15 protein-coding genes and 2 pseudogenes are annotated in these 17368 nt (G+C 41.9%); 8 read left to right on the plus strand and 9 right to left on the minus strand.

The annotated features are described in order from the left end of the window. Positions 1-92 precede the first annotated feature (92 nt). From V7K89_RS23240 to V7K89_RS23260, 5 genes and pseudogenes are all read left to right on the plus strand, one after another. Positions 93-512 (plus strand): hypothetical protein, encoded by a 420-nt coding sequence (locus V7K89_RS23240; protein WP_335191348.1) that lies wholly within the window; start codon positions 93-95, stop codon positions 510-512. 34 nt (positions 513-546) lie between these two features. Then, positions 547-1104, plus strand: a complete 558-nt coding sequence (locus V7K89_RS23245; protein ID WP_335191350.1) for a hypothetical protein — start codon at positions 547-549, stop codon at positions 1102-1104. Positions 1105-1652: 548 nt separating this feature from the next. After that, entirely contained in the window at positions 1653-3290 is a 1638-nt protein-coding gene (locus V7K89_RS23250) for an FAD-dependent monooxygenase (RefSeq protein WP_335191351.1), read from the plus strand. A 34-nt stretch (positions 3291-3324) separates the two neighbouring features. Beyond that, positions 3325-3546, plus strand: a complete 222-nt coding sequence (locus tag V7K89_RS23255; RefSeq protein WP_335191353.1) for a hypothetical protein — start codon at positions 3325-3327, stop codon at positions 3544-3546. A gap of 397 nt (positions 3547-3943) precedes the next feature. After that, a pseudogene (locus V7K89_RS23260) lies at positions 3944-4297 on the plus strand (hypothetical protein); the annotation flags it as partial. Positions 4298-4422: 125 nt separating this feature from the next. On the opposite strand, the gene V7K89_RS23265 reads toward V7K89_RS23260, so the two are convergent. The 7 genes from V7K89_RS23265 to V7K89_RS23295 form a co-directional block, all read right to left on the minus strand. Further along, positions 4423-5904: an amidase gene (locus V7K89_RS23265; protein ID WP_335191355.1), complete on the minus strand. Its 1482-nt coding sequence runs from the start codon at positions 5902-5904 to the stop codon at positions 4423-4425. Positions 5905-6163: 259 nt separating this feature from the next. Next, entirely contained in the window at positions 6164-6823 is a 660-nt protein-coding gene (locus V7K89_RS23270; protein ID WP_335191357.1) for a hypothetical protein, read from the minus strand. A gap of 221 nt (positions 6824-7044) precedes the next feature. Beyond that, on the minus strand, positions 7045-8529 hold the full coding sequence (locus V7K89_RS23275; protein WP_335191359.1) for an acyl-CoA synthetase: 1485 nt from the start codon (positions 8527-8529) through the stop codon (positions 7045-7047). A gap of 149 nt (positions 8530-8678) precedes the next feature. Then, positions 8679-9659 carry a magnesium transporter CorA family protein gene (locus V7K89_RS23280; RefSeq protein ID WP_335191360.1) on the minus strand — a complete coding sequence of 327 codons (981 nt, stop codon included), beginning with the start codon at positions 9657-9659 and terminating at the stop codon, positions 8679-8681. Between the two features lie 118 nt (positions 9660-9777). Then, on the minus strand, positions 9778-11838 hold the full coding sequence (locus V7K89_RS23285; RefSeq protein ID WP_335191362.1) for a tetratricopeptide repeat protein: 2061 nt from the start codon (positions 11836-11838) through the stop codon (positions 9778-9780). A gap of 266 nt (positions 11839-12104) precedes the next feature. Next, on the minus strand, positions 12105-13937 hold the full coding sequence (locus tag V7K89_RS23290) for an aspartate kinase (RefSeq protein WP_335191364.1): 1833 nt from the start codon (positions 13935-13937) through the stop codon (positions 12105-12107). Between the two features lie 121 nt (positions 13938-14058). Beyond that, positions 14059-14628 carry a Uma2 family endonuclease gene (locus V7K89_RS23295; protein WP_335191368.1) on the minus strand — a complete coding sequence of 190 codons (570 nt, stop codon included), beginning with the start codon at positions 14626-14628 and terminating at the stop codon, positions 14059-14061. 97 nt (positions 14629-14725) lie between these two features. On the opposite strand from V7K89_RS23295, the gene V7K89_RS23300 reads away from it, so the two are divergent. Beyond that, positions 14726-14956 carry a DUF433 domain-containing protein gene (locus tag V7K89_RS23300; protein WP_335191370.1) on the plus strand — a complete coding sequence of 77 codons (231 nt, stop codon included), beginning with the start codon at positions 14726-14728 and terminating at the stop codon, positions 14954-14956. A gap of 8 nt (positions 14957-14964) precedes the next feature. Next, positions 14965-15327 (plus strand): DUF5615 family PIN-like protein, encoded by a 363-nt coding sequence (locus V7K89_RS23305; protein WP_335191372.1) that lies wholly within the window; start codon positions 14965-14967, stop codon positions 15325-15327. A gap of 660 nt (positions 15328-15987) precedes the next feature. Here V7K89_RS23305 and V7K89_RS23310 read toward each other — a convergent pair. Next, positions 15988-16197: a tetratricopeptide repeat protein gene (locus tag V7K89_RS23310; RefSeq protein ID WP_442941744.1), complete on the minus strand. Its 210-nt coding sequence runs from the start codon at positions 16195-16197 to the stop codon at positions 15988-15990. 88 nt (positions 16198-16285) lie between these two features. Beyond that, positions 16286-16525: pseudogene (locus tag V7K89_RS36030) on the minus strand (IS982 family transposase); the annotation flags it as partial. Between the two features lie 151 nt (positions 16526-16676). Here V7K89_RS36030 and V7K89_RS23315 point away from each other — a divergent pair. Next, on the plus strand, positions 16677-17306 hold the full coding sequence (locus tag V7K89_RS23315; RefSeq protein ID WP_335191374.1) for a hypothetical protein: 630 nt from the start codon (positions 16677-16679) through the stop codon (positions 17304-17306). The last annotated feature ends 62 nt before the right edge of the window (positions 17307-17368 follow it).

Consider the following 17368-nt stretch of genomic DNA (forward strand, 5'->3'; position numbering starts at 1 on the left):
TACAAATGCTCTGAATGCGGTAACTAAAAAAGACATTATTGGATGGTTCACCCACTGCTGTTACTATATTGCACCCAACTGAGAACCGCTATATGTACATGACTGGCGCAACAGACGAAGCGGAGCTTGACCGAATCGCCCAGAAACTCGACGTCTCCAAGCTTGCTTTGCAGATCAAGTGTCCATTCCTGGTTGCGGCAGGTGAGGACGACCAGTTGAGCGATTCCCACTATACCTTCGACTTCCTCAACAGCCTGAGAGGTGCTAAATCTTTGATCTTCTATGAAGGCGAAGACCACGGTATGCACGCTAGCCGTGCCGGACAGCTAGGACCGGAAGCGTACACAATGGTGGCGGACTGGTTGAGCGATCGCGTGCAAGGTATCGAGGCTCAGTCGATGTACACCGAGGTGGATGCAACTGGCATGGTTCACGTCGAACCGTGGGGAGACCAGCGTGAGTATACCTATGGCATCACAGAGTATAGGAAGAAGCTGATCTTTGGCAACTAATTGCGAGCGTTAACCTTCAACCAGGAGATTCAAGATGGCAGTAGAACACAAAAATGCAGCCGGGACATTTCCCGATCGCCAACACATCGAGACAGCCCTCAGTCAACTCAAAGCTGCTAATTTTCCCATGCACAACGTCTCAGTCGTTGCTCAGTACGGTGACTCAAATGAGGTAACGCTGAAGCCATTGGAGCCAATGGTACAGTCTGAAGCCCAATTTGCTCGTCACCGCCTGATCGAGCGAATTGAGCATGGTGCTTTAGATGCTGGGAGCTGGGGCGGGATTGTCGGCGTTTTAGGAGCTGAACTCGTAACCCTGGCAGTTCCAGGAGTTGGCTCGATTGTCTTAGCCGCAGAAGCCGCTTCTGTGGGACTTGCGACTGGAACCTTTTATGGAGCTGTGGCAGGTGCAATCCTTGGAGGAGCGATCGGAACAAACATCTCAGACAAACAAATAAAGCGCTACCGGGAGCGGTTAGCGCAAGGAGAATATCTGATCGTGATTAAGGGAACTAACGATGAAATTCACCAGGCAGAAACAGTTCTGAAGACGCAAGGTGTTCAAGATTGGATCATCTTTGACACACTTTAATACCAATTCTCTAAAAGAAGGCAACAGATACAAAGCACAAAACTCTTCCTGCAATGCCGGTTTTTTAATTGCGAATTGCGTTAGCGACGCAGGAGCGTCATTGCAAATTGCGATTCGTGTCCATTCCACGGTGCACCAAACATGCGTTTCAAGTCGATTCGGAAATAGTACGATTCATAAACACCTATGTGCCCGCAGGGTTTGAGTACATGATTATAGAGACAACTGAACCGGCAAAGGCCCGCACATTACCTCCTGCTTCGATACCTTCTCCCACTAAAGAACAACCATTATAAGTGATGGAGCAAGTCATTCAAAAGTATCCGGCGGCAAAAACCAACTTCTTGCAAGCTTACGAAAGCTAAGTTATAGCCTTAGTCATAAAGGTTAAGACATAATGACAAGCGTGAATGCTAGGAATAGTAACAGTTCTACCTCCTGCCTCCAGCATAGCTGCCTCCTGCTATAGCTAACACCGAATCAGCCGAAGCTTGGCTTCAAAAGCGATCGCTCATTTGCAGTACTAGCTATCAATAACAGAACTCTTTATGAACGAGCAAGACAAACGCACAACAAGTAGTCCTCGTCCAGTGCTGATTGTCGGCGCGGGACCAACGGGAATGACAGCAGCGATGGAACTCTCTCGCCTCGGCGTTCCTGTCCGCATTGTAGATAAGCTGCTGTCACCTTCCACTACATCTCGCGCTCTTGCTGTGCAGAGTCGCACATTGGAACTCTTCGAGCAGCGCGGGCTGATCCAAGAGATGCTCCGAATTGGCAACAAAGGCACCGCAGCTACCATCTATGGAGATGGCAAGTGCTTGGGTAAAGTACACCTTGAACAGATTAAAAGCCGTTACAACTTCATCATACTCATTCCTCAGTCGGAAACAGAACGCATTCTGCGGGAGCAACTAATTCGCCAGGATGTTGAGATCGAGCGCGGTACAGAGATGATCGCGTTTGCTCAATCAGAGTCGTCCGCTCAGCCTGGACAGGGTGGTGTGAAGGCTGTACTCCGTAACCGCGAAGGGGAACTTGAGGAACTGGAAGCGGCTTATCTAATTAGCGCCGAAGGTTCACACAGTCTGGTTCGCCGTACCCTAAATTTGCAATTTCAGGGTAAATCCATCGACCAGAATTATGCCCTGGCAGACTTATATCTCGACGGCGATCTTCCTGACGATGAACTCTCGATATTCACCTGTGCACATGGCTTCATGGCTGTTTTTCCAATGGGCAATCGCCACTTCCGGTTTATGGCTACCGATCCGGATCAGTACGCGAACGACGAGCCGACTTTAGAAAACCTGCAAAAGCTCTATGACGAGAACTCGCACATTCCTGCGCGACTGCGAGATCTGACCTGGAGTTCTCGGTTTCGGATTAACAGCCGGATGCTGCATACACTACGGGAGCGCCGCATCTTCTTTGGCGGCGATGCGGCTCACATTCATAGCCCGGCAGGTGGACAGGGGATGAACACAGGCATTCAGGACATGATCGACCTGAGTTGGAAGCTAGCTATGGTTTGGCACGGCAAAGCGGCAAGAGAGCTGCTGAACACTTACGAGGAAGAGAGACTGCCGATCATCCGTGATATTGTGTCGAGGACAGAAGCCGCTACAGATGCGCTCAACTCTAGCAGCATGATCGTGCATCAACTGATCACGCTCCTCACACCAGTTTTCCTCAACACTCATTTAGTGCAGCAATTGAGCACTGGAATGCTCAGCGAGGTCGCTGCAAATTATCGCAAAAGCTCACTTTCCCAAACCTATCATGTTCATGGCAACCTCCAGGCGGGCGATCGGCTCCCAGACATTGATGTACTGACGTGGAATCTGGATTCGTTGAGTGATACCCAGCCTCGCAAAATGCACCTTTATGAAATCCTCGATCCATCGTGCTTTACTCTGCTGGTAGCAGGGAGTAAAAGTACAACCGACCTCCCTGCTACCTGGAAAGAGCAGCTCGAACCTTGGCATGGGTTTCTGAAACTGCAACGTATCGCGCCTGCCTCTACCCAACCGGAAGCAAAGATGCAATTTGACAGCGCCTTTGGCAGTAGTCAGAGCCTTTTACTTGTGAGACCCGACTCGTATCTCGGCTTTGTTGGCAACCAGAATGCTTTACCAGCACTGACACAATGGCTCGGTCGATGGTTCCCACCAACTGCCAGTTGATTGAATCAGTATAAATAACTTCAAGAGAGTAACTATGACCGAACAATGCTACCTCAACTCCTGTATGCAGCTGCAACAAGCAGGCGCGATCGTTTGTAACTGGACAGTGATTGCCGCTATGCTGCAACGGGACTGGCGACGACCCACCGCCGAGAGCACATTCAAGCATGTCTTCGATGGTCATCTGCCATTTTACGAGTGGCTATCAAACAATCAGAACTATACACGCACCGCCAGCAAGAGTACGATAGCTTAAGCCTTGAGCAAGATTGCCCCGCCACAACGTAGATCTGTAAGGAGAATGAAATGGATAAGTTTAGGACAAATTTAACTTAATCTTATCCTTTTTTTGATTTGTTCTTAATTGTCCAAAGACTTTTAATACCTTTTAATACAATAAATTCTATTTAATCAGTATAAAATCCTTCTATAAAAATCCGATTTAATTTTTGAAAAGCTTGCCTGCTGTACCTTTGGGTGATGTCAATCAGAGCTTTGGTATACTTAAAAAGATTAATACCGGATTCTTAAGAGTTCTATGTGATATTTTCAAAGCAGGTTTAAGGATTCAGCTGACCGTTTGGTATTGTCCTCACTAAATCAGGATAAACTCTATGTATCGATTTCAGGTCAGTGCATAGACTCAAACGGGCGAATCCATTGGTCTCGTCGGTTCTACTCCAGAGTTAGGATTGTGGGATATTAGCAAATGTGTTCATCTGCGTACAAGTGGCGATCGCGGTGGTGTGTTAGATTTAGTCAACAAGCTGGAAAAACAATGCCAGGGGAAGCCATTTCATCTCTTGCTTCTTTCTCCCCAAAGCGACGATGAGTTTTTAGACCTTCCAAATGTGCTGCATTACAATGTCGAGTTTAATCCCGATCACATGTATGACGATTTAGGCCACTGGATGTACTGCACAGAGGTGATGCGAGGAATTCTAGAATCCCTTGGTGTGTCCAGTAAAAACCTCTTTTGGTGTCCACCAAAAATACTGAAGGGGTGAGAAGTTAGATCGGGGCGATGCCTGCGGCGGGCTACGTCAACGCATTTGTTATTTCGGGGAACTCATTTGTTATTTCGGCAACTGGGTTGTTTGAGTTTTTCAACTTACCGTGATATTGTATCCGGTTAAAAATAGCCTAATGGATGGCGGAAATCACCAACCGCTTTGTCAAGTTCTTGAGCGATCGCTAGCAACTCTATCTCGCGCCATCGCTTGCCAATAATTTGGATTCCAATCGGTAAGCCATTGTGAGTTTGCCCGATAGGAATCACCACCGCCGGATGACCACTGAGATTAAATGGCATAGTGTAAGATCCGTTTGCCACCGCATGAGGATAGGATTTGCCGTCTATATCAATGGCGCTCCAAGCCGGACAATGGGTAAATGCAGGAGTTGCTGTCACAGGAGTGAGCCATACATCCCACGCTTCTAAAGCTTCATCGATTTGGGCAATGAAGCGATCGCGCTCGGTGAGTGTCTCGAAATATCCTCTTAAGCTAGGATTCAAAAGTTCTGGCAGAAAGCTGCTGAAATTCCCCAATTTTCGCAATTTTTTGTCGCCTTGAGTTGCCGTACGAAAAAGTAACTCTAAGCTGCGTAGCACATTATAGCGATCCTTGGGTTGGGCGTAGTTGTTGATGTATGCTTCCATCCGCCCGCAGAGGTTCCACACTGTCGATAAATCAAAATCTTTGGGAAGCCAACGTTCAACATGAGTACCTGCTTGAGCAAGTTTTTGCACTACTGTCTGTACTGCACCTCGAATTTCCGCAGCAACAGGAACTTCTATCCATTGATCAATCCAAGCAATTTTAAGATCCTGCAAAGACTTGCCTGATGGAGTATCAAGGGGAATCGGTGGCACATCTGGGCGACGCAGATCCGCACCAGCGATCAGTGAAAAACAAAGGCGAATATCTTCGAGCGATCGCGCAAAACAGCCAATAGTCAACATTTGTCGCAAGCATAGCGGCATTCCTGGTACTTCAGGGATACTTCCAGCGGTGGAAATACGGCGATCTGTTGGCTTTAAGCCATACACACCGCAGAAAGTTGCAGGCTGACGCACTGAACCTGCAATATCGTTACCTATATCTAATGGTGAAAGTCCGGCTGCAACAGCAGCAGCACTACCTCCAGAACTGCCACCTGCTGTATAGTCAAGATTCCAGGGATTATTTACCCGTGGAAACAGAGAATTTGTACTTTGAAAATCACTAGCCAGTTCTGCCATGTTGGTTTTTCCCAGGATAACGGCTCCTGCTGTCCGCAGCCTGGCAACAACGGTGGCATCCTGTTGAGGAATGTAGTCCTTAAGAGGAATGTAACCCGCTGTAGTACGAAGTCCTACTGTTTCAAAAATGTCTTTGATCGTGATCGGAACACCGTGCAGAGCGCCCCAGTGTTCTCCTCTAGCTAGGGCTTCATCTGCAAGCTTTGCTCTGGTACGAGCATTGTCTTCGTCTAACGTGCAAATCGCATTCAGCTTTGAGTTATGTTTATAAATCTGCGCCAGGTAAGCATCGAACACTTCGACAGCAGAGACTTGGCGATCGCGAATCATCTGAGCAAGTTGATGAGCGGGTAGAAAAACTAAGTCACTCATAGGTTGATTTCACCTCATTTGTCAGATTCTAAGTTTTGATAAAAATATAGGAAAGAAAAAAGTAAGAACGCCGGGTGTAAACACCCGTAAAACTGCCTAAACACAAGCTTTAGGCGAACTAGTGCTGTTCAGCTTCCTTCCGAAAGAATAGTTTTTATAATCTTTACCTTCAGAGAGAGCAAGAAAATTTTTTGTACACTTATTCAGATTTATAAGCCTAACAAGCATCTAGCTCAACATAGTCTTTGACCACGCATGACTACCCCTTTGCTATCTGTATCATAGACGTCACCGATGGTTCAACTCCGTAATTCGATACTTTCAGAATTTTGATAGGGATAAGATTGTAACTAAACAACAGAGATATTTCATTCGGCAATGAGCTTGGGTTTAAAACACTATCAATGTCTAGCTTTTGCTCGTAGAGTTTGACAGGTTTTTGAGAAGGATTAACATAAGCATATAAAGAAATTTTGTGGAGTCCACACTCATACATAAAATCTAGAGTATCAGGATAAAAAACGTAGTATTTAACAACACTTTCACCAGGCTTAAGAGATATAATATCAGGTATTTCTACCTGATTAGAATTAAATTCTTGACCAAACAGGATGCTTTGCTTCCAAGCATAAAACCTTTCAATTTTATGAGTTGAAAGATTTGTAAGTTCAATGTAAAAAGCATCAATAACTCCAGTTCGACTACCAATGTTTATAATCGCAATCGGAAAATTGATAAGTAAGGTGTGATTTGGTAAACGCCCAAAAGTTATCCATCTTAGTGGAGGACTAACGAACTTTGCACCACGCCAAATATTCCAATAAGCAGTAAAAATTGAAATTAAAAGGGACGTAGCCGCTATAAAGTCTTTGGCTTCTATCTTTGGCAAAATGATATTCGGTAGAGATAGATAAAACATGACGTTAGTTATAAATTCTACCTAACTACAAACCGTATTGAATGAATTCCTGACACTACTATCAACTTTAAAGCATTACTTTGCCTTCAATGTGATGGCTTGGATACTAAATACCTACCGACAATATTACATTCTGGAACAATCTTAGCTACTTGGGATTCACTTAATTTTAAAGACTTACAAGCTTTAAAACTCCACGTCTAATTGGGTGTTAGCGATCACTATGCTCGAAATAGCTCAATCACCCTCGGCTTAATCACTTTCCCCATCGCGTTGCGCGGTAATTCTTCAACGATCAAAATTTGGGTTGGCACTTTATAAACCGCCAATCGCTCTTTTGCCCAACTCCTAAAAGCTTGTAAGGTTAAAGGTTGTGAACCTTGCAATACTAACGCCGCACAAACCCGTTCACCCCACTCTAAATCAGCAACCCCAACCACTGCACATTCTTGAATATCTGGATGCGATCGCAGTACTTCTTCAATTTCTAAAGCTGAAACTTTATATCCTCCGGTTTTGATGATATCTACGCTCATCCGTCCCAGAATTCGGTAGTTACCGTTTTCTATTACGGCGGTATCTCCAGTACGGAACCAGCCATCTTGGAAGGCTTTGGCGGTTGCTTGGGGGTTTTGCCAATATTCTAGAAACACTCCAGGGCCTTTAACTTGGATTTCTCCTGGTGTTCCGGTTGTGAGTAACTCTCCGTTTTCATCTACTAATCTCACTTCAACTTCAGGTAGAGGCTTTCCTACATATCCAGATAACCGTTCACCGTGTAAAGGATTCGATAGCGCCATGCCGATTTCAGTCATACCATAGCGCTCCAGCAGAAAATGGCCGCTGATGCTCTGCCACTTTTCTAAAACTTGAACTGGTAATGCTGCCGAGCCAGAAACCATTAGGCGCATCTTAGCACAGCCTTCTGACATGATTTGTTGACGTTCCTTAGAGGCAGTTTCCCAAGCCGCAATTAGCTTTACATAAATTGTTGGTACTGCCATAAATAAGGTTAAGTCACTGTCACAAATTCGCCTCCAAACGGTTTCGGCATCAAATTTGCTCAATATCTCGCATTCTGCTCCAGACCACAAAGCACAAGTCAGTACGTTAATAATCCCATGAATATGATGTAGTGGCAGAATATGCAAAATGCGTTCGCTAGATGTCCATTCCCAAGCAGTAGTTAAGCTAGTCACTTGCGCTTGAATATTTTGGTGAGTTGTAACTACACCTTTGGGTTTACCTGTTGTACCACTAGTGTAGAGAATTAAGGCGCGTCTAGTGATATCTATCTTCGGGAGGCAACTAATATTATGTGGAAGCGTTTCTGAGGTGAGGATAAATCGTAAATTGTGTTCTTGGGCAAGCGATCGCAGTATATCCTCAAAATTAGGATGAGCAATAATAATCGATGCTCCAGAATTAGTAATTACATACTCTAATTCTGGGCGGGGATGGGAAACACACAGAGGTACAGCTATGCCACCAGCCCGCCAAATTCCCCATTGAGTCGCTACATACTCAAATCCAGGTGGGATGAGAAAGGCAACTCGCTGCTCTTGTAAATCTTTTGTATTTTGAAGAAGACCTGTTGCTATTTGACTGGAAGTGTGAAGCAAATCTCGATAAGTAAATGCTCCGTCTGTTGTCACGATTGCTCTTTTTTCGTTGTATTCCTTAGCACGAATAATCAATTGAATCACCTTTGTTTACCGATTATTTAGGCTTGATTCAGTTTACTTTCATAAAGTATATAGCAATCAATCGGATTTGATTTTTTCTGCGCCGAAAGACTCAAATCCACGAGTTGTTTAATAAGTAAGTAATCTTTTTACTCGTAGCTTTATAGATACTACAACCAACGTTGTTTTTTAGCATAGATAATACTGCCAATCACAATTAATGCCATCATGCCGATCACCGCAGGATAAGCCCAAGGTTGTTCTAACTCTGGCATATACTTGAAGTTCATACCATAGAAACCAGACATAAAAGTGATTGGTAAAAATATAGTTGAGAGGATTGTTAGGCGATTAATTCTTTCACCTGTTTTGCTAGCAATATTATCGCGTTGAATTTCCATTAATTCTGACATCCAGGCTCTCAAAGCTTGATATTCTTGCCAGAGTTTATCAACGTGATGAATCAATTCTTGATTGAATAGTTCTTTCATTGGCTGGCCGATCCATTGGAAATCTTCATTATCCATAATAGCTAGAAGTAACTTGATGTTTTGAAAGTTACGGCGTCCAGAACGAGTAGATTGCCTCATTGTGGCAATTTTTTGGTACGTTGATTCATCACCAGAATTGTCTAAAACTTCATCTTCTAAATCATCAAGCTTTCTAGAAATATAGGTAAATACAGTTTCGTAATTATTCAAAATGTCTTTGAACATGAGATAAAAAAGATAGTCAATTCCTAACTTTTGAATATCTATAGTTCGTTTTTGCAGATGATTAGTTAAAATATTGAAAATTTTTAGTTCAGTAATTTCAAAAGTTATAATAAAATTATTTCCAACTATAATATTACCCCGTATAACCTCAAGCTCATTATTTTTTATTTGAGGAGTTAGAATTTCATAGCTATCAAATAAACAATCTTCTATGTCTTCATCAATTCCTACAGGTGAATGGTTGAAAATCATGTTAACACGAGATGGATTAAGTCCAAAGTGCTTGATAATTCTAGCTATTCCAGTGCGATCGCGGAAATGAATACAGCGTAACCAAATATTATGAGAACCATCAATTATTTTCAGTACCGTATCGACATCCTTATGGGTAAATATTTCCAGACTATCTGGATAAAAAGTCAGGAGAGTTAGCATATATAGCAATTATAATTGAGTCGTGAAAAAATACTGTGACTCATAGTCACTCGCTTCTCAAAATTAAAAATTAAAAGAGTTTTGACAGTTGATAGTCAATACTATATTAAGTGGTAGCTCAGTTTTTTTCTATTTTCCCAGATTTCGGGCGAGTATTTTTCGCTGGCGCAGACTTATTTTGTAAAATTGCAATTTCCCGCTGTGCATCTTGATAACTATCTTGTTCCCCTTGCTGCTGGAATAGTTTTGCGGCTTTTTTGAAATCTGTGATCGCACCCGGTTTATTTTTCTGCTTGGTACGAATCATACCCCGGTTATAGTAGGCTAAGGCATTGTTAGGATTAATTGCGATTGCGCGTGAATAATCTTGATTTGCAGCTTTTTTATTTCCCAGTTCAAGATAAGCATTACCACGGTTGTTGTAAGCTGCTATATTATTTGTATCTAGTTTCAGCGCTGCGGTATAATCTTCAATAGCGCCTTTATAATCTCCAAAAGAAAAGCGGTGAATACCTCTGTGAATATAAGCTGCAATAAATTTAGGATCTATCTGTAAAATAGTGTTGTAATCTTCAGTAGCTTCTACTTGATTTCCCAAATCGCTGTAAATATCACCACGATTTAGATAAGCTTCTATGTATTTGGGATTGATATTGATTGCATCTGTGTAATCTTTCAGTGCTTCATCTTTTTGTTTATTAATAGATTGAGTTAAACCCCTTTGATAATAAGCTTTAGCATCGCTAGGATTAATCTTAATTACTTTATTGAAATCTTGGATTGCTTCAAGTCTTTGTTTGAGACGACGGCGAAGGATACCTCGTTGCAAGTAAGCTTCGGTATACTGAGGTTTGAGAGCTATCGCTTTACTAAAATCTCCAAGTGCGCCTTTATTATCCTTCAATTGAGCATGAGCTAATCCCCTGCCATAGTAAGCATAAGCATCTTTGGAATTTAACTTTATTGCTTGGGTATAGTCTGCGATCGCATTTTTATACTTGCCTAATTCCGAAAAAGCAAATCCTCGGTCAAAATAGGCATTAGCATCTTGAGGATTGAATAAAATAGCTTGGCTAGAATCTGCTTGTGCTTGCTCGTAATCTCCTAATCGATAATAAGCATCACCTCGCCGATTATAAGCCAAAGCGTTTTGCGGATCTAATTCAATAATCTGATTGAAATCTGCAATTGCTCCTTCATAGTTTCCTGACTCATATTTATTTACTCCCTCTTGGTATAATGTCTGTTGGGCATCACTTACAAGTTTTGGCGATCTCAATTGCCAAGCTGCAATAATAAGGGTAATACAGCCAGCTATCCCCGCTAGAACTAGTAATAGTTTTTTCTGATGCTGTTTTTGTTGATTGTCATCAACATTTATTAAATTTTTCAGGTCATCTAAAACTTCGGTTGCATACTGGTAGCGCTTACGATAGTCATAACGCACCATTTTATTAATAATTCTTACTAACTTTCTGTTAACTTTTAAATTTTTATCGCGCCAAAGTATTTCACCCGTCAGCTGATTTTTCTGATTTCGCAAATTAGATATTTCCTTTGTATGTAAACCTTTTAGTACTGCAATCGCAACAAGACCTAAAGCATATATATCGCTGTTATATTTGAGGTTGCCGTTAATTTGTTCTATAGGCATATATTCGAGATTAGTAACGGTATTATTAATAGCTTCATTAAAAGTACCAAAACTAACTAAAACTAATTTTTTATCTGATTCACGGCGAATAATATTTGCTGGTTTAATATTCCGATGAATCATGCCATAGCTGTGTACAACAACTAAAATTTTTAATATCTCTGATAAAAGACTAATTACTTCATCTTCTTTCAAAGGTTGTCCCTGGATAATCTCGTCAGTTAAAGGATTACCGGGTATGAATTCTTGGACTATATAAAATTCTTCATTTTCTTCAAAAGAAGTAATAAGCTTTTGGATTTGGTCGTTTTCCTGTCCGAGCTTTTCTAAAGTTGCTGCCTTATCGGCAAACAAGCGACGTAGAATTGTTAAAGCTTGAGGATTGCTATTAGAAGAACGTAACTGCTTTACTATAAATTTGCTGCCAAGAAGATTAACATCTTCAACTAGATAGGTTTTTTCTTTTTCCCCATCCTTAAGAACTTTTAGTATTTGATAATGTCCATTTAGGAAATGACTATTCATCAATATAAATATAGTTTGATAAATTGTTTGATTATAGCTTAGGTGTTATAGGGAGAAGGCAGAAGGCAGGAGGTAAAAACTATTTTTATCTAATGTTGAGTCTTGCATTTTGTACCTCATTTACTTGCAAACTGCTGTAAATATTTATTTATTAAGCAATTTCAAATGAGATTAAGGCGTGAGCTGCTGCTACCGCGTGTATATTTCAAAGTCCCTCTCCCAAGCTTGGGAGAGGGATTTAGGGTGAAAGCTCATTGATTCAGGTTTTACGCTGGAACGACAAATTTCTCGCTACCAGCTAGTTCAAAGGCTGCATGAATGGCTTGCAAAGCTTTAACACCTTGCTCTTGCTCCACAACACAACTAATTTTGATTTCTGAAGTGGCAATCATTTGAATATTAATTTCTTGTTGGGCTAAAGCTTCAAACATTTTAGCAGCAACACCTGGTTGTCCTACCATACCTGCACCGACAATACTCACCTTAGCGATCGCAGGATTTAAAACAACTTCACCCCATCCTAATTCTGCCGCCACTTGGGTAAGCATTTCTTTAGCATTTTCTCCGTCTATCTGCGAGACTGTAAAGGCAATATCTCGTCTGGGAACACCATCAATCACCCGGCAGCGCTGAGATTGGATAATCATATCAACGCTGATATTATGTCGCGCTAATAGTCCAAACAACTTCGCCGCCATCCCCGGACGATCTGGCAATTGGCGAATAGCAAGACGCGCTTGGTTCAAATCAAGGGCAACGCCGCGAACTGGAGGACAATTAGGCAGAGGGGAATCTAGGTATGGACTCTCCCCTATTTCCCTGCTCCCCTGCTCCCCTGCTTCAATCTCAAAGGCAGTGCGGAGTGCCAGGACAGCGCGATCGCATTCGGCGGCATTGACTACACAACTTACTTTCACTTCGCTGGTAGAAATCATTTGAATATTCACGCCAGCTTCGGCTAATGTGGCAAACATCTTTGCAGCTACACCAGGACGGCCAATCATTCCTGCGCCTGCAATGCTGACTTTGGCAATGTTACGTTCTACCATTACCTCGGCTTCATCAAATTTGGGGTTAGATTGACTTCTCAGTGCTGGGGCGATCGCTGTTGCTACTGCTTCTGCCCGTTTTAATATTGGTGTTGTCACCGTAAAGGCAATGTCATTACTGTTACCTTCATGAACTGATTGAATAATCAAATCTACATCTAGTTTTTGCCGAGAAATTTCTCCAAATAACCTGGCTGCAACACCTGGTTTGTCGGGCACACGCAACAAAGCGACCTTTGCTTGGTTAGTGTCAAATTCTACATGATCTACAGGACGGGCAATTTCTAAATTAATCAGCGATCGCCCTTGGGGTTTGACTGATGTTACCCAAGTTCCTGGTTGATCCGTCCAGCTAGACCTAACTACAAGTGGAACACCGTAGTTACGGGCAATTTCTACAGCACGGGGATGCAGCACTTTTGCACCCAAGCTAGCTAATTCCAACATTTCATCACAATTGATCGCATCCATCAACTGGGCTTCGGCAACTAAGCGGGGGTCTGTAGTCAGAATCCCTGGAACGTCTGTATAAATTTCGCAAAAATTCGCTTTTAATGCGGCTGCGATCGCCACTGCTGAGGTGTCGGAACCACCACGCCCCAAAGTCGTAATTTCCATCTCTCCGACGCTGGATATACCTTGGAAGCCAGCTACTACAACTACTTTACCTGTATTTATGTGGCGAGTTAGGCGAGTAGTTTCAATATGCAAAATCCGAGCGCGGCTGTGTTCAGCTTCAGTAACAATTCCTACCTGAGCGCCAGTCATCGAAATTGCAGGTTGTCCGAGTTCCTGCAAAGCCATACTGAGTAAGGCAATAGTTACTTGTTCGCCAGTAGAAAGCAGCATATCCATTTCCCGGCGGTTAGGATTTGGCGAAATTTCAGTAGCTAGTTTGACGAGTCCATCGGTGGTTTTGCCCATTGCCGAAACCACTACGACAATAGAGTTTCCAGCTTTAACAGTTTTATAAACACGCTGTGCAACAGCTTGAATACGTTCCACTGAACCGACAGATGTACCACCGTATTTCTGAACTATGAGCGCCATAACTTTTTATTTAATCAGTTGTGCCTGCTTTCATCAACGCTTCCGCCTGGTAAGGAAGCCTTCAAGGCTTATCAGTTATATAGTTTACTAAATATCGTGGCGAATGCCCCATGATAATTGATTATTCAAAAACTACATCTTCGTAAAGTGCTACCATTGTTTCCTCAAAATCGACGCTGTTGAGTCGAAATGATTGATGTTCTGCTGTGTAGGATTGTAAAACCCACAACCCTTGCTCATTGCGTCGAAAACACTCAACTCGTTGACGTTTTGTATTAATTAAAACATATTCTTGCAGACTTTCCAGGGTTTGATAATCGGCGAATTTGTCGCCCCGGTCAAAGGCTTCGGTAGAATTAGATAAAACTTCGACAATTAAACAGGGAAATCTTTTATAACCTGGCGTTTCTTGATCTCGTCGATCACAAGTAACCATCACATCGGGATAATAAAAGCGATTCAGAGATTCAATTCTGGCTTTCATGTCAGCAATGTAAACACGACAACCAGAGCCGCGCAGATGATTACGGAGGAGAGCGAACAGGTTTCCAGCAATGGTAACGTGTGGATCTAGCGCTCCAGCCATTGCGTAGATGTAGCCATCGATGTATTCATGCTTTATATTGCTCTGTTCCTCCATTTGCAGGTACTCTTCAGCAGTGACGTAGTTTTGTTGGGGTGAGGCTATCATAGTTGAAACTTCAAGGTTTGAGTAATACTGATTTCTAGGGTAGCCTTTGCTGTGGATTGAAGTTAGTTTTTGAGAGAGATTTTGGAGAGATAATTTTATGTTAGGTCTAGACAGAATTACATTTGACCTTAGCATTATGGGTGGCCAAGCTTGCATTCGCGGAATACGAATTCCGGTTTCTTTATTAGTCAATTTGGTAGCTAATGGAAAACCTATAGAAGAAATTTTAGAAGAATATCCTGATTTAGAAGCAGAGGATATTCGTCAATCTCTACTTTATGCAGCATGGTTGACTCAAGAACGGGTTTATCCATTCAAAATTGCTTAACCAGTAAAATGAAGTTTTTGGTAGATATGGGAATTTCACTACGTACTGTATCTTGGTTGCGTAGCGATGGTTATGATGTCGTGCATTTACGCGATGAAGGTTTGCGAAGACTACCAGATAATAAAATTTTAATTAAAGCCCGTACAGAAGGAAAAATTTTATTAACTATAGATTTAGATTTTGCTCAACTTTTAGCTGTAAGTGGAGATAGTTTACCCAGTGTTATTTTGTTTAGGTTAGGAAATGACAACTACGATGCAATTAATAAACGTTTGACAAATGTTTTGAGTGAATGTCAAGAAGATTTAGAGGTAGGAGCAATTGTTTCTGTAAGTAATGAAACTTTCCGGGTGAGGCGATTGCCCATATAAGTAAAAAGTAGATTCCATCTTGATGTATTGTAATGAGTTTGAGTGCATCCCAGTTTTTATTTTTTAATGAGAAAATAATAGCATAGAAACAATACGCACCTTCATCGCTCTTCTCCAAAGAATATCCCGACAATTCCGGCTGAAACTTCACCACCTTGACCCAAGGAAGTGAATGGATGCATTATATGATTTTAAATTTTCATGGATCGCTTGGAATAAATTCTTTTTTAAGCGATGTCTACGACGGGCTACGCCTACGCTTTTATTTCGGCTCAATAATATACCAAAATGAGTGCGTGAATTACTTAAATGAGAAAGCAAACTGGGGTTTGAGAAAGTAAAAGCTGCTTTTGCTTGCGGAAAACACCAAAATGAGAAAGCAAACTGGGGTTTGAGAAAGTAAAAGCTGATTTTGCTTGCGGAAAACACTAAAATGAGAAAGCAAACTGGGGTTTGAGAAAGTAAAAGCTGCTTTTGCTTGCGGAAAACACCAAAATGAGAAAGTAAAAGCTGCTTTTGAGAAAGCAAAAGCTTATTTTGAGTAAGTCAAATGGCATTTTGAGTAAATAATCAGGCATTTTTACTTAGTTCAATATGAATTTTAGTCTAGGCGATCGCAAATCTAACTTTTAACTTGATACGCTTTTGCACAAAACTTGCCTATTCTTGATTTGAGGAGAAGCGATTGTGTAGATATGCTAAACCTTCACGCACAGTAACGGTATTCGGATGATTTACCCCTAATTGTCGCTCACAAATGTCTAATGCTTGTACACACAAGGGTTTGGCTTCGCTGTATCTGCCTTGGGAGTAGTAACCCAAGTTGCGGGTTATTAAGTTCAGACACATCACAATGGAGCGATCCCACACAACAAAGTGGCGTGGCGCTACGTGCCACTGCGCTTTCAGCTTGATTGAATATTCAGTTACTTAAATTATTTTAAGTTCTTAAAATTACTCACCCTTTGAAAGCTTGCTTGAGTGTAAAAGCAAAAATAAATGCTTGTAAATTCAGTAAAAACCCCTCGGAGATGACTGCATGTATTGATTTCGGGAAAACAGAGGTAATACTACTAAAAACGGTTTCAATGTAATCTCAAGTACATTGCTTGATATATTTCTTCCATTGGGGGTCTTGACGCTTAGAATTTTTTTTCCGGATAACCTCTAGAGAGATTTGACTCGACTCGAAGATGTCAATGGTCAATCAATTACTACGTAGAGACAAGTGCTATATTATTTTGGTGAAACAAAATATTTTTTTATAAAATCTTCTAAGACACCTTAATTTACATAATCTAACTTTTGTGCATAGATTTCAGACTTTACCAAGTGTTTTAGGATTAGCAATGTCTACGATGAGCTTTGCTTACGCAGGGTTGATTGGTGGCATGAGTTTTGTACTTGCTCAAAAAACCATTCCCTCTTGTCAACCACCAAATGCGGGTGAGTATCTTTTATTAGTAGTCAGTCCCACAGCAAATAATCAAAAGCAGTTACGTAGCGCCTTACCACCTGAACTTAAAACTATCACCTGCAAATATCTCAACGAAACCGTGACACGAGTCGGGGGCTTTAACAAAATTGACGATGCCAATCGTTGGGCAAGATATGTCAGCAATATTGTTGGCTTGTCTGCCATAATTACCACTCGACCAACAACGGCAGATGTGCAGCCACAGTTACAGCCAAAACCACCTCAGCAGACAGTCAGCTATAATCCTCAAGCATTAGGAGAAGGTTATGCAGTACTGGTAGATTATTACAACCGTCCAGAACTAGTAAATAGTGTGCAGCAAGTGGTCGGAGGTAACGTCGGTTTTGTTTCTTATGGACAACGCCCTTACTTGCTAGCAGTTTATACCACTAACCAAAGTGAAGCGTATAATACATTGCAAAAGCTAAACAATGGTGGTTTCGTTGCCAGCCTAGTAGATAGTCGTAAGGTGATTCTGCTGCGCTCGACTGTGCGGTTTTAGTGATATTAAGTTCACTGGCATCCTGATGCGAGCTAACAGATTGGTAATTTGTCAATTGACCG

Source organism: Nostoc sp., assembly GCF_036917515.1.
Taxonomy (GTDB): domain Bacteria; phylum Cyanobacteriota; class Cyanobacteriia; order Cyanobacteriales; family Nostocaceae; genus Nostoc.